13 protein-coding genes and 1 pseudogene are annotated in these 12,281 nt (G+C 60.6%); 6 read left to right on the plus strand and 8 right to left on the minus strand.

From position 1 onward, the window contains the following. Positions 1-202 (plus strand): annotated as a pseudogene (locus tag ACWR1S_RS23515) (alpha/beta hydrolase); the annotation flags it as partial. A 115-nt stretch (positions 203-317) separates the two neighbouring features. Here the strand turns inward: ACWR1S_RS23515 and ACWR1S_RS23520 are convergent. The 3 genes from ACWR1S_RS23520 to ACWR1S_RS23530 form a co-directional block, all read right to left on the minus strand. After that, positions 318-911 (minus strand): HAD family hydrolase, encoded by a 594-nt coding sequence (locus ACWR1S_RS23520; RefSeq protein ID WP_454565183.1) that lies wholly within the window; start codon positions 909-911, stop codon positions 318-320. After that, positions 908-1,777, minus strand: a complete 870-nt coding sequence (tesB, locus tag ACWR1S_RS23525) for an acyl-CoA thioesterase II (protein WP_277759395.1) — start codon at positions 1,775-1,777, stop codon at positions 908-910. The genes ACWR1S_RS23520 and tesB overlap by 4 nt, the downstream gene beginning before the upstream one ends. Before the next feature lie 111 nt (positions 1,778-1,888). Continuing rightward, entirely contained in the window at positions 1,889-2,458 is a 570-nt protein-coding gene (locus tag ACWR1S_RS23530; RefSeq protein WP_454565184.1) for a GNAT family N-acetyltransferase, read from the minus strand. Between the two features lie 82 nt (positions 2,459-2,540). Between ACWR1S_RS23530 and ACWR1S_RS23535 the strand changes: the two genes are divergently transcribed. Further along, complete coding sequence (locus tag ACWR1S_RS23535) at positions 2,541-3,461, plus strand: histone deacetylase family protein (protein ID WP_454565185.1); 921 nt, start codon at positions 2,541-2,543, stop codon at positions 3,459-3,461. A 279-nt stretch (positions 3,462-3,740) separates the two neighbouring features. Continuing rightward, complete coding sequence (locus ACWR1S_RS23540; RefSeq protein WP_454565186.1) at positions 3,741-4,976, plus strand: TIGR03862 family flavoprotein; 1,236 nt, start codon at positions 3,741-3,743, stop codon at positions 4,974-4,976. A gap of 187 nt (positions 4,977-5,163) precedes the next feature. Here ACWR1S_RS23540 and ACWR1S_RS23545 read toward each other — a convergent pair whose 3' ends face one another. Both ACWR1S_RS23545 and yedA read right to left on the minus strand, forming a co-directional pair. After that, on the minus strand, positions 5,164-6,501 hold the full coding sequence (locus ACWR1S_RS23545) for a DEAD/DEAH box helicase (protein WP_093434676.1): 1,338 nt from the start codon (positions 6,499-6,501) through the stop codon (positions 5,164-5,166). 52 nt (positions 6,502-6,553) lie between these two features. After that, complete coding sequence (gene yedA, locus ACWR1S_RS23550) at positions 6,554-7,489, minus strand: drug/metabolite exporter YedA (RefSeq protein ID WP_454565187.1); 936 nt, start codon at positions 7,487-7,489, stop codon at positions 6,554-6,556. A gap of 163 nt (positions 7,490-7,652) precedes the next feature. Between yedA and ACWR1S_RS23555 the strand changes: the two genes are divergently transcribed. After that, complete coding sequence (locus ACWR1S_RS23555; RefSeq protein WP_454565188.1) at positions 7,653-8,105, plus strand: Lrp/AsnC family transcriptional regulator; 453 nt, start codon at positions 7,653-7,655, stop codon at positions 8,103-8,105. 133 nt (positions 8,106-8,238) lie between these two features. Here ACWR1S_RS23555 and ACWR1S_RS23560 read toward each other — a convergent pair whose 3' ends face one another. From ACWR1S_RS23560 to ACWR1S_RS23570, 3 genes are all read right to left on the minus strand, one after another. Further along, the gene (locus ACWR1S_RS23560) at positions 8,239-8,844 is read right to left on the minus strand and encodes a 3'-5' exonuclease (protein ID WP_454565189.1); all 606 of its coding nucleotides are present in this window, start codon (positions 8,842-8,844) and stop codon (positions 8,239-8,241) included. A 35-nt stretch (positions 8,845-8,879) separates the two neighbouring features. Continuing rightward, the gene (locus ACWR1S_RS23565) at positions 8,880-9,359 is read right to left on the minus strand and encodes a LabA-like NYN domain-containing protein (RefSeq protein WP_454565190.1); all 480 of its coding nucleotides are present in this window, start codon (positions 9,357-9,359) and stop codon (positions 8,880-8,882) included. 138 nt (positions 9,360-9,497) lie between these two features. After that, positions 9,498-10,256 (minus strand): DUF2076 domain-containing protein, encoded by a 759-nt coding sequence (locus ACWR1S_RS23570; protein WP_454565227.1) that lies wholly within the window; start codon positions 10,254-10,256, stop codon positions 9,498-9,500. 178 nt (positions 10,257-10,434) lie between these two features. Between ACWR1S_RS23570 and ACWR1S_RS23575 the strand changes: the two genes are divergently transcribed. After that, a complete protein-coding gene (locus ACWR1S_RS23575) occupies positions 10,435-11,109 on the plus strand; it encodes a YciC family protein (protein WP_454565191.1) in 675 nt (224 codons plus the stop codon). A 75-nt stretch (positions 11,110-11,184) separates the two neighbouring features. Beyond that, a complete protein-coding gene (locus tag ACWR1S_RS23580) occupies positions 11,185-12,264 on the plus strand; it encodes an endonuclease/exonuclease/phosphatase family protein (RefSeq protein ID WP_454565192.1) in 1,080 nt (359 codons plus the stop codon). Positions 12,265-12,281: the final 17 nt, after the last annotated feature.

Here is a 12,281-nt window from a genome sequence, read left to right on the forward strand (position 1 = left end):
CAACCATCCGGCGCTGGACAAGCGTTGTGAAGCCGAGGCGCAAGGTGCGTATCGCCTGGAGCGTGGCAAGTTTTACTTCGGCTATTTGCTCCGTCGGCATCCGGAAGGGGTGAATCAGCGGCTGGTCGAGGTGCCCGGGGTCGGGCATAACGGCGATGGGATGCTGACCTCGCCGGAGGGGCAGAAGGCGTTGTTCGAATAAGTTTTGTGCTGATTGATCTGACGCCATCGCGAGCAGGCTCACTCCTACAGGGGAACGCATTCCAATTGTAGGAGTGAGCCTGCTCGCGATGAGGCCCGCTAAAGCACCCAAGATTTCAGGCCAGAAGCATCCGCCGCAACTCGACACAATCCTTCGCATGCCAATCGGTCAGTTCGGGCCACGGGTTATCCGGCAGGTTCACCAACACCGTCCGCGCCCCCGCCGCCCGCCCGCAATCCAGATCAAAGCGGTAATCACCGACCATCACCATCGCGCTCGCCGGCACGTCCCAGGCCTCAGCCAGCTTCAGCAAACCACCCGGGTGCGGTTTCGGCGGTGCTTCATCGCGGCCCAACACATCGTCTACCGCAAAGCAGTCGGCCAGGCCAATCGCTTCCAGCGTCACGTGCGCCAGTTCCCGCGCGTTGCGGGTCAGAATGCCGAGGCGATAACCGCGCGCATGCAGGTCACGCACCAGCTCCACCGCCCCGGCGGCCGGGGTCGAGCCCAACGCTAGATCGCGCTCGTGCTCCAGCAACCAGGCATGTTTCGCCGCTGCCTCATCCGCCGGCAATGCCGCAAGATGAGTGAGGATGTCGTCCTCCGGCGGAATCGCCAGCGCCACGCGAATCGCCGCAAAATCATGCACGGCAACGGTCAGCGTGCCGTCCATGTCGAACACCCAGTGCTTTACCGCTTTCAGGCTCATGCCCAGTCCTTGCGATGACGGATCAAGCCTTCCTGCGTCACCGAAGCGACCAGTTGTCCGGCGCGGTTGTACACGCTGCCACGGGAGAATCCGCGAGAATTGCCAGCCCACGGACTGTCCATCGCGTAGAGCAACCAGTCATCGGCGCGCAGATCGTTGTGGAACCACAGCGCGTGATCGAGGCTGGCGACCTGCATGTCTTTCTGCCAGACCGATTTGCCATGGGGCAGCATCGAGGTGGTCAGCAGGCCAAAGTCCGAGGCGTAGGCCAGCAAGTATTTGTGCAGCGCCGGAATATCAGCCAATGCGCCGTCGGCACGGAACCACACGTACTTCACCGGATCGGCCGGTTGCGGGTTGTACGGGTCTTTTTCAGTGACCGGGCGCACTTCGATCGGTTTCGGGCACAGCAGTTTTTCACGCATGTGTTCGGGGATCAGGTGCGCGCGTTGCTGGGTCAATTCCAGCTCCGACGGCAGGTTTTCTGGGCCGACCACCACCGGCATCTGGCTCTGGTGCTCAAAGCCTGCCTCGTCGTATTGAAACGAAGCGCTGCAGGTGAAAATCGGATGGCCCTTCTGGATCGCCGTGACCCGACGGGTACTGAAGCTGCCGCCATCGCGCACGCGATCAACCGAATAAACCACCGGCAACTTGGCATCGCCCGGACGCAGGAAATAGCCGTGCATCGAGTGCACATGGCGCGTTTCTTCAACGGTCTGACTGGCCGCCGACAGCGACTGACCGAGCACCTGACCACCGAACAACTGACGGAAACCCAGGTCCTGGCTACGGCCACGGAACAGGTTTTCTTCGATCGGTTCCAGGGTCAGCAGGTCGACCAGATCTTCCAACACTTGGCTCATTCAGACTCTCCTCACACAAAGCACTATGCCGCGCAGTCTTGGCTGCGGCGGCCGATTCAGATTCTGGCGCGGGCCAATGATATGGCGGCCATTGTAAACGTCCGTGTCGGCTTATCCATGCAAGGTTTGCAGCCATTGCTCCCGAGTGATGCGGTACAGCACATGCCGGCGTAACGGATGATCGACGGCCAGCTTCGGGTGATCGAAATCATCTTCCGGGGCGTGATGCATGCCGATCGCCTGCATGACTTTCTCCGACGGCAGATTGGATTGCGCGGTGAAGGAGACGATCTCCTTGAGCGCCAAGCGATCAAAGCCGCAGCGTAGAGCGGTCCACGCCGCTTCACTGGCGTAACCCAGCCCCCAATGTTCCTTGGCCAGGCGCCAGCCGATTTCCACCGCAGGGGTGAACGACGCATCGAAACCGACCACGCCGAGCCCGGTGAAACCGATGAATTCGCCGCTGTCCTTGCGCTCCAGCGCCCAAAGGCCAAAACCGTGCTCGGCAAAATGCCCGCGAATCCGACCGATCAGCGAAGCGCTTTCCAGTCGGCTCAACGGCGCCGGAAAATAACGCATGACTTGAGGATCGGCGCACATCGCGGCAAATGCCGGCAAATCCTCGTCCTGCCACTGGCGCATCAGCAAGCGCGCGCTCTCGAGTTCCAGTATCGGCTCCATCGTGCCCCTCCGTTTCCATGCCGCAAGTCTACATCGCTGGTAGGATCCTTCACTCTTTCCTACGTTCCTACATGAAACCGCCATGCCACTGCCGCTGATCTACCACGAAGACTACAGCCCCGAGTTTCCGGCGGATCACCGCTTCCCGATGGACAAGTTTCGCCTGCTGCGCGATCACCTGGTCGACAGCGGCCTGACCCGTGATGCCGATTTGCTGCGCCCGGAAATCTGCCCCAACGACATCCTCGCCCTCGCCCATGACCGTGCGTATATCGAACGCTACATGAGCGGCGAGTTGTCCCGCGAAGACCAGCGGCGTCTTGGCCTGCCGTGGAACGAAGCGCTGGCGCGGCGTACGGTGCGCGCGGTCGGCGGCTCGATTCTGGCGGCGGAAAAAGCCCTGGAGCATGGACTGGCCTGTCACTTGGCGGGCGGCACTCATCACGCGCATTACGACTACCCGGCGGGGTTCTGCATTTTCAATGACCTGGCGATCATCAGCCATTACCTGCTGCAAAGCGGTCGCGTGAATCGGGTGCTGATCTTCGATTGCGATGTGCATCAGGGCGACGGCACCGCGCGGATTCTCCATGACACACCGGAGGCGATTACCGTTTCCCTGCACTGCGAGAAGAATTTTCCTGCACGCAAAGCCGAAAGTGACTGGGACATTCCACTGCCCAAAGGCATGGGCGACACTGACTATTTGAAAGTGGTCGACGACACACTCAATTATTTGCTGCCGCTGTATCAACCGGACCTGGTGCTGTACGACGCCGGCGTTGATGTGCACAAAGACGACGCCCTCGGTTATCTGCAGCTCACCGACGAAGGCGTCGCCGCCCGCGATGAAAGCGTGATGCGCCATTGCCTGGGGCGCGATATTCCGGTGATGGGCGTGATTGGCGGCGGCTACAGCAAGGATCGCCACGCCCTCGCCCGCCGCCATGGCATCCTCCATCACAGCGCGCAGCGCGTGTGGCGTTCACACGGATGTCATTGAGTTGTGCTGCGTTACCCACAATCGCTGTGGAACGGCCTGTGGATAACCTGAGTGAAAGGGACTACAGGCCATACCGCTCATGGCCTGCAGCGCACTGATCATTTTTCAACCAACATTCTGAGCCAACACAAATCCTGTAGGAGTGAGCCTGCTCGCGATAGCGTCAGCACCTTCAACATTTTCTTGGCTGACACACCGCTATCGCGAGCAGGCTCACTCCTACAAAAGATCTGCGCTGTTAGAATGCGCGGCTTATCCCGCCATACCGCAGCGCATGCCATGACCCAGAATTCCGCCTCCTCCCCCGCTCACGTCGTCATCATCGGCGGTGGCCCCGCCGGCCTGATGGCTGCCGAAGTGCTGAGCCAGGCCGGAATCCGCGTCGATCTTTACGACGGCATGCCCTCGGTGGGCCGCAAATTCCTGCTGGCCGGCGTCGGCGGCATGAACATTACCCACTCCGAAGCCTACCCGGCGTTCCTCTCGCGTTACGCCGAGCGCGCCCCGCAGATCGCACCACTGCTGCGCGGGTTCGACGCTGATGCGTTGTGCACGTGGATTCATGATCTCGGGATCGAAACCTTTATCGGCAGCTCCGGCCGCGTATTCCCCACCGACATGAAAGCCGCCCCGCTACTGCGCGCCTGGCTCAAACGCCTGCGCGACAGCGGCGTAGTTATCCACACCCGCCACCGCTGGCTCGGCTGGGATGAACACGGTGCGCTGCGCATCGCCAGCCCGGAAGGCGAAATCACCGTCAAGCCCGACGCCACGCTGCTTGCCCTCGGCGGCGGCAGTTGGTCGCGCCTCGGTTCCGACGGTGCGTGGATGCTCGCACTGGAGCAACGCGGTGTAGGACTGGCGCCGTTGCAGCCGAGTAATTGCGGCTTCGAGGTGCAGGCCTGGAGCGATTTGATGGTCAGCAAATTCGCCGGCGCACCGCTGAAAAACATCGCCATCGGTTTGAACGACGACGTTCCGCGTTTGGGCGAATGCGTGATCACCGCGAGCGGGATTGAGGGCAGTCTGATTTATGCACTGTCGGCGCCGATTCGTGAGGCGATCAACCAATATGGCGCGGCGGTTATTCACATCGATCTGCTGCCCGGCCGACCTGTGGATAAATTGCAGACGGCGTTGAGCAAGCCACGTGGCTCGCGGTCGATGGCCAAGCATCTGCACAGTCAGGTCGGGATTGATGGGGTGAAGGCAGCGTTGTTGCGTGAACTGACGGATGCGGCGACCTTCGCCGATCCGGCGCTGTTGGCGCGGGCGATCAAGGCGCTACCGCTGACGTTGCTAAAAACCCGACCATTGGAGGAGGCGATCAGCAGTGCTGGCGGCGTGACGTTTGAGGCGATGGATGAGCGCTTGATGCTCAAGGCGTTGCCGGGGGTGTTTTGTGCAGGCGAGATGCTTGACTGGGAAGCGCCGACGGGTGGCTATTTGCTGACGGGGTGTTTTGCCAGTGGGCGGGCGGCGGGGTTGGGTATTGTGCAGTGGCTCGAGAGCTAAACCCTCACCCCAGCCCTCTCCCAGAGGGAGAGGGGGCCGACCGAGGTGTCTGCCGCTATACATCGACCTGAAAAAACGAGTCGATTATGGATTCGGTAAAGCTCTCTCAGGTCGGCGTAACTTCAAAGCATCCCCCAATCAGTCCCCTCTCCCTCCGGGAGAGGGCTAGGGTGAGGGGCTTTTGACCTTAAGGCTTACGCTTACGCGGCCCGGTATTAAACACCGGCACTTTACGCACAGGCTTGACCGAAGGCTCCGGCGCCTGCGTCTCGCCGCTGTCGACCCACTTGCCCAGATTGCGCTTGCCGCCACCACCCGAAGCTTTCGGCTTCTTGGGTTTCTTCGGCTTCTTGATCACCTGACCACTGGCATCGGTGTCCGGCACACGATGCTCAGGCTCAAAGTCCGGCTCGTTCTGACGCTTCAAGGTCTGGCGCGTCAGCATTTCAATCGCCGACAACATGTTCACTTCATCCGCACAGACCAGCGAGATCGCCTCGCCCGTCGCGCCCGCACGGCCGGTACGGCCGATACGGTGAATGTAATCCTCAGCCACAATCGGCAGATCGAAGTTGATCACCAACGGCAGATCTTCAATATCCAGACCCCGCGCCGCCACATCAGTCGCGACCAAAATCTGCACTTCACTGAGTTTGAAACGGTCCAGCGCACGCTGACGGGTTGCTTGCGGCTTGTCGCCGTGAATACCGTCGGCATTCACACCGAGGCCCTGGAGTTTTTCCACCAGCGCATCGACACCGTTGCGGGTTTTGGCAAACACCAGCACCTGCTTCCACTTGTTCTTGCGCATCAGGTGCACGAACAGTTCGGCCTTGCGTTTCTTGTCTACCGTCACGATCCACTGCTTTACGGTGTTGGCAGCAACGTTACGCGGGCTGACTTCGACGGTCAGCGGATCGTTGAGCATCTGCCCGGCCAGCAGGCGGATGTCATCGGAGAAGGTCGCGGAGAACAGCAGGGTCTGGCGCTTTTTCGGCAGCATGCGATAAATGTTCGCCAGTTCTTCGGAGAAGCCCAGGTCGAGCATACGATCGGCTTCATCCAGCACCAGAGTCTGCAACTGATCGAGTTTCAGCGCGTTCTGACGGAACAGGTCGATCAGACGACCAGGCGTGGCGACCAGCACATCGACGCCGCCGCGCAGCTTCATCATTTGTGGGTTGATGCTGACGCCGCCGTACACCGCGTACGTGCGCAGCGGCAGGTTTTCAGCGTACTGGCGCACAGACTCATGAACCTGCTCGGCCAGCTCGCGGGTCGGCACCAGAATCAGCGCACGCGCCGAATTGGCGGCGACTTTCGGCCCTTCCATGGCGAGCAACTGCAGCAGTGGCAAGGCGAAACCGGCGGTTTTGCCGGTACCGGTCTGGGCCGCTGCCATCAGGTCACGACCGGCCAGCACGGCCGGAATGGCTTGCGCCTGAACCGGCGTCGGGGTCTGGTAGCCGAGCGTCTCGAGAGAGCGCAGCAAGGGTTCGATCAGGCCAAGGGTGGCGAAAGTCATGGGAGTACCGTAGGAAAAAATGACGCGGGCATGCAATGCCGCGCAGTTTACCCTAATTCGTACGCGTTTCTTTAGGAACGGCGGTCGGCGCCACGACTGGCGGCTGTGCCGGACGGCGCCACTGCGGCAAGCCAATCAACACCACCGCGCTGATGATTACCAGCATCGCCAGCGCTTCTTCGATACCGATGGTCTCGCCAACAAACACGATCCCCAGCAACACCGCCACCGCCGGGTTGACATAGGCATAACTGGTCGCGGCTGCCGGACGCACATGCTTGAGCAGGTACATGTAGGAATTGAAGGCGATGATCGAGCCGAAGAAGATCAGATAGGCCAGCGCCAGCCAGCCTTCAACCGGCGGCACGGCTTGCAGGTGCTCGCCGCTGACAGCGCTGCCGATCAGCAACACCACACCGCCGACCAGCATTTCCACCGCGCTGGCCATCGCGCCCTGCGGCAACGGCAGATGTCTGCTCCACACCGAACCGAACGCCCAGGTTGCCGCCGCGAAAATCAGCAATGCTGCGCCCATCGGACTCGATTGCAGGTTGGAACCCATATTGAGCATGGCGATGCCGATAATTCCCAACGCCACCCCGGCCCATTCCAGACGGGTATTGCGCGCACCCCAGAAATATCCACAGAGCAACGTAAACAACGGCACCGTCGCCACCGCCAATGCCGCTACCCCCGAAGCCACGCCGGTATGCTCGGCCACACTCACCGCGCCGTTACCGAAACTGAGCAGCAAAATCCCGATGATCCCCGCCGCTTTCCACTGCGCCCAGGTCGGCGCCGGTGCCCCGCGCCAGCGCAGGAAGGCGTACATCAGGCTGCCGGCAATCACAAAGCGCACCCCGCCGAGCATCAGCGGCGGCCAGTATTCGACGCCGATGCGGATCACCAGATAGGTCGATCCCCAAATCACGTACAACGCAAAAAACGCGGCGATCAGCGGCAAGGAAAAACGGCGCAAGGCAGGCATGGGCAGCTCGAAAGTCAGGCTTAGGGGATGGATTATTCTAGAAAGGCTGACGAGCAAAAATAAGTTACAAAACCTGTTTATAGCGCCGGTACACTTTGGAAATCACGGAGATCGGTGGAATAAACCACGATTTCGAAAGTCTGGCATTTTCAGGAAATTTCCCTTGGACAAATACGACCGCATGCTGCTCAGCGCGCTTCTCGAAAACGGTCGTGCGTCCTACGCCGATCTGGCGCGCAAAGTGAACCTCTCCGCCCCCGCCGTCGCCGAGCGCGTGGCCAAGCTCGAGGCAGCCGGGGTGATCACCGGGTATGAAGCGAAAATCGACCTGTCGAAAATCGGCCTGCCGATCCAGTGCATGATCGAATTGCGTCTGCACCAGAATGGCAGTCAGAAGGTCTACGACGAACTGGTAAAAATCCCGCAACTGACCGAGTGCTTTCGAGTCACGGGCGATCCGTGCGTGATGATGAAGGGCGCAGTGGGCTCGATGACGGAGCTGGAGGAGTTGATCAATCGGGTGGCGAAGTTTGGCTTCAGCAAGACATCCATCGTGCTGTCGAGCGCCATCGAAAAGCGCGTGCCGTTAGGCCATATCGAAAGCAACGGCAAATAGTTCGGATCAACACAGATCCAATGTAGGAGTGAGCCTGCTCGCGATGGCGGCGCATCAGTCGAAACAAATGTTGACTGACACACCGTCATCGCGAGCAGGCTCACTCCTACAGGGTTCTGTGTTGGGCTGGGGATCAGCGATAGCGTTGCAGGTGTTCGCTGACTTTCGCGGCAGGGACTTTCTGCAGTTTGCACAGCAGATCATGCGATAGCTCGCGTACGCCGTGCTTGTCGCGCAATTGCTCAGCCAGATGCGCCATCAGGTTGGCCGCCATCTCGGCATCGGCCATCGCCCGGTGAGCCTGGCCGGTGTGCGGCAGGTGCGCAAACGTGGTGAGCGTACCGAGCTTGTGATTCGGCGCCGCCGGCATCAAGCGCCGCGCCAGCAACAGCGAGCAGGCAAAATTCTGCAACCGCGTACGTTTGATCCGCCCCAGCTCAAAATCCCAGAACTTCTGGTCGAACGAGGCATTGTGTGCGACCAGCGGCGTGCAGCCGACAAACTCATTCACCTCGTTCATCACCTGCTCTGCCGATGGCGCGTTGCGTAGCATGGCGTTGCTGATGCCGGTCAGTTGTTCGATGAACGCGGGGACGCGCACGCCGGCGTTCATCAGGCTCTGGTAACGCTCGACGATGCGGCCGTTTTCCAGCATGACCACGGCAATTTCCGTAGCGCGGCAGCTGCTGTTCGGCGAGAGGCCGGTGGTTTCAAAGTCGATGACTGCAATGCGTTCCAAACCGGGTTCAACTCCGTACAAATCAATTCTTCAGCTTAATTTTTTAACAGCAGCGCGCCTTCGATCGGCACGTAACGGCTGGCGGCGCGAATCAGCGAGTTGGCGGTCAGGCCGAGCACGCCGTAGGCGACGGCTTGAACCCCGTGTTTGCTGATGATGCGTTCCAGCAGCATGTCGAAATCACCGTCACCGGAAGCCAGGACGATTTCGTCGACGTGGTCGGCGGCGTCCATGATGTCGAGGGTGATGCCCACGTCCCAGTCGCCCTTGGCCGAGCCGTCGCTGCGCTGGATATAGGGTTTGAGTTTCACGGTGAAACCGAGGTTGCGCAGGATCTGCTGGAACTGCTGCTGCTTGCTGTCGCCACGGTCGATCGCATAGGCGTAGGCCTCGACGATCTGCCCGTCCTTGCTGATGTCCGCCCACAATGCGGCGTAGTTGAAGTGACAACCATAGGCCTGACGCACGGTGTAGTAGAGGTTCTGCACGTCGGCGAACACTGCGATTTTTTTCACCGGAGTTCCTGTGGGCGCGCAAGCGCACGAAGCGGGATCAGGCGCAGGGCCCGAAAAAGGCGCTCAGTATGCCAGTCCGAAGGAAGGTTCCGCGAATAATCGGCCCGAAGCCCCAAAGGACTCCGGACGAATGGTGAATCAGACGAAGGAATCGTCGTCATCAAAGAACGATGAGTTGTCGTCGCTGTAGTCGGTGTCGGTGAACCCGCCCTGATCATTGCCAGAGACGCCGCTATCGGCCACACGCTGATCATCGCCCCAGCCACTGTTGCTCTGGTCGGCGACCTGCGCCGGCTCTTCCTTGATCACTTCAACGATTTCTTCCGGCTGCTGATTGTGATGAAAGAGGCTGCTGATGCCTTGCGCCAGCATCACGCCACCGGCCACACCCGCGGCGGTTTTCAAGGCGCCACCGAGGAAGCTGCTGCCGGCCGCCGGAGCAGCTTGCTGCGCATAGTTAGGCGGCGCTGCGCCGAAGTTCTGTTGGGGTGCTGGAGCGCCGAAGCTCTGCTGCGGGGCCGGTTCGCGCCAGCCGCCAGTGGACGATGGGGCCGCGCTCTGGGTCGGCGCCGGACGCGGGCTGCCACCAAAAATGCTCGACAGGAAACCACCGCCGCCGCTTGGCGCCGGGGCGGCACTCTGCGCCTTGGCCGCTTGCAGTTCGGCCTGCAACTGCTGGACTTGTTGCGTCAGTTGCTTGTTCTGCTCATCGAGGCTCTTGAGCGCAGCCTCTTGCACCAGAATCGCCTGGGTCATGAAATAACCTGCCGCCGGCTGGCGGGTCAGGTGTTCCTTGATCCGCGCCTCAGCCTGGGCATCACGCGGGGCTGCCTCCGTTTCGGCCTGTTGCAGCCGGGAAAACAGTCCATCGATCAGGGTTTGCTCTTCGCTGTTCATGGCGACCTCGTAGATTGCCGGGGATAACATTGCCCTCGTCCACGTTGGCCGAGGTGCTCTCCTGTAATGGAGACGGTGACAAAACGTTTCAATGACCTTTACCGAATGTTTACGTTTGTGTCGCGCCAGCCATCATCGGTTAAAGTGAGCCACTGTTTTCGACCTGCGATACCGACTGATGAATGCCCTCGAAGTGCTGCGCGACTCTTTGTATTTTTTCAAACGCCATTTGGGCAGCATCGTGCAGTTGTGCCTGCCGCTGGTGATTTTCGAAGCGTTCCTGCAACAAGTGGTCGATCACGCCACCGGGCCGGAAAATTTCTCGGCCATCAGCGTTGTCGTCGGCCTGCTGGTGTATCCGCTGTACACCGCCGCCCTGATCCTGTTCCTCGATGCGCGCAGCCGTGGCGAGTCGCCGCGCAACCGAGATCTGCTGGCGATGGCCGCGACCCTGTGGCCACGCTTCGCTCTGCTCACGGCGCTCAATACTTTGTTGATTCTGCTGGGCCTGTCGCTGTACTTCCTGCCGGGCCTGATGCTGATGGTGATGCTCGCGTTCGGCGAATACCTGCTGGTGCTGCGCGGCATGGGGCCATTGCAGGCGATGAAAGAAAGCCTGCGCCTGACCCGTGGGCATTTCTGGCGAATCCTGCTGTGCATTCTCTGTGTGATGACGCCACTGTGGTTGCTCAAGGGCGCAACGCTGGCGGTGTACCCCGAGCCGCAAAACCCTGTGATCGCGATATTGATCGACAGCGCTCACAGCTTCCTGCAACTGTTTACCAGTGTGGTGTTGTTCCGCCTGTTCATGCTGATCAGCGAATTGCCCGACAAACGTGACAGAGTAATCTGACCGCTCTGCGCTTGGGCTTCGAGACGACCGTCAGGTATGCTCGGGGCCACTTTCTGTAACGCTATAAGCCGAGCCATGACCCGTCTACTGCGCTACACCCTGTTGCTTTTCGTGCTCGCCATCGCCCTGATCGGCGGGCTGCTGTTCAGCCTGACCTGGCGCCCCGACACTCGCGAAACATTGCCGGTCAGTTGCACCGGAACGCCACCGACGCTGGTGCCGGGCCAGGCGCTGAAGGTCATGACCTGGAACGTGCAGTACCTGGCCGGCAAGCGTTACGTGTTCTGGAATGATCTGGCCCAGGGCAACGATGAAGCGCCGACCCCGGAAGACATGGCCTTCAGCCTCGACGAAGTGGCGCGGGTGATCCGCGATGAGCAGCCCGATGTGGTGCTGCTGCAGGAGCTCGATGACGGCGCCAAGGCCAGCGATTATCAGGACCAGCTCAAGCTCTTGCAGGAACGGGTCGCCGACCTGTACCCATGCAACGCCAGTGCGTTTGACTGGAAAGCCGAATTCGTCCCTGATCGACACATCTTTGGCAGCGTCGGCCGGCAACTGGCGACGTTGAGCCGCTATCGCATAGAGCACGCCGAGCGCCTGCAATTGCCAGTGGCTGCCGCCAACTTCATCAGCCGCCAATTCCAACCGAAAGACGCCCTGCTCGCCACCAAACTGCCCCTGAGTGACGGCGGGCAACTGACCGTGTTCAACACCCACCTTGAACGCGCCAGCCAACCCGATGACACCGCGCAGGCACAAGTGACCGCCGTGGCCAAAGTGCTCGACAAGTACGAGAGCCAAGGCCTGCCGTGGTTGATCGGCGGTGACTTCAATCTATTGCCGCTCGGTCAGTACCGCCGCCTGCCTGCCGAACAGCGCACGCCCTACTCCGCCGACAGCGAACTGCATCTGCTGTGGGACAAATACCCGATGATCCCGACCAACAACGAAGCCAGCGGCATCGACCGGGCGCAATGGCTGACCCACTACCCCAACGATCCTGGCCTGAACGGCCCGGATCGCACGGTCGACTATCTGTTTTACAGCCCGAAGATCAAGCGGGTGGAAGCGATGGTGCGCCAGGACGATACCTTGCGCATCTCCGATCACTTGCCGGTGATTGCGCGCTTCCTGCTGCCGGCGGCGCTCTAGGCAGGGCCAAGGAATAT

Source organism: Pseudomonas sp. AIG, from assembly GCF_977020205.1.

What these genes read in the sequence shown, in the direction of transcription:
- ACWR1S_RS23545 (WP_093434676.1), bottom strand. Translation starts at nt 6,501, where the DNA reads ATGACTTTCGCCACCCTTGGCCTGATCGAACCCTTGCTGCGCTCTCTC.
- ACWR1S_RS23580 (WP_454565192.1), top strand. Translation starts at nt 11,185, where the DNA reads ATGACCCGTCTACTGCGCTACACCCTGTTGCTTTTCGTGCTCGCCATC.
- ACWR1S_RS23530 (WP_454565184.1), bottom strand. Translation starts at nt 2,458, where the DNA reads ATGGAGCCGATACTGGAACTCGAGAGCGCGCGCTTGCTGATGCGCCAG.
- ACWR1S_RS23520 (WP_454565183.1), bottom strand. Translation starts at nt 911, where the DNA reads ATGAGCCTGAAAGCGGTAAAGCACTGGGTGTTCGACATGGACGGCACG.
- ACWR1S_RS23575 (WP_454565191.1), top strand. Translation starts at nt 10,435, where the DNA reads ATGAATGCCCTCGAAGTGCTGCGCGACTCTTTGTATTTTTTCAAACGC.
- ACWR1S_RS23535 (WP_454565185.1), top strand. Translation starts at nt 2,541, where the DNA reads ATGCCACTGCCGCTGATCTACCACGAAGACTACAGCCCCGAGTTTCCG.
- yedA (WP_454565187.1), bottom strand. Translation starts at nt 7,489, where the DNA reads ATGCCTGCCTTGCGCCGTTTTTCCTTGCCGCTGATCGCCGCGTTTTTT.
- ACWR1S_RS23570 (WP_454565227.1), bottom strand. Translation starts at nt 10,256, where the DNA reads ATGAACAGCGAAGAGCAAACCCTGATCGATGGACTGTTTTCCCGGCTG.
- ACWR1S_RS23540 (WP_454565186.1), top strand. Translation starts at nt 3,741, where the DNA reads ATGACCCAGAATTCCGCCTCCTCCCCCGCTCACGTCGTCATCATCGGC.
- tesB (WP_277759395.1), bottom strand. Translation starts at nt 1,777, where the DNA reads ATGAGCCAAGTGTTGGAAGATCTGGTCGACCTGCTGACCCTGGAACCG.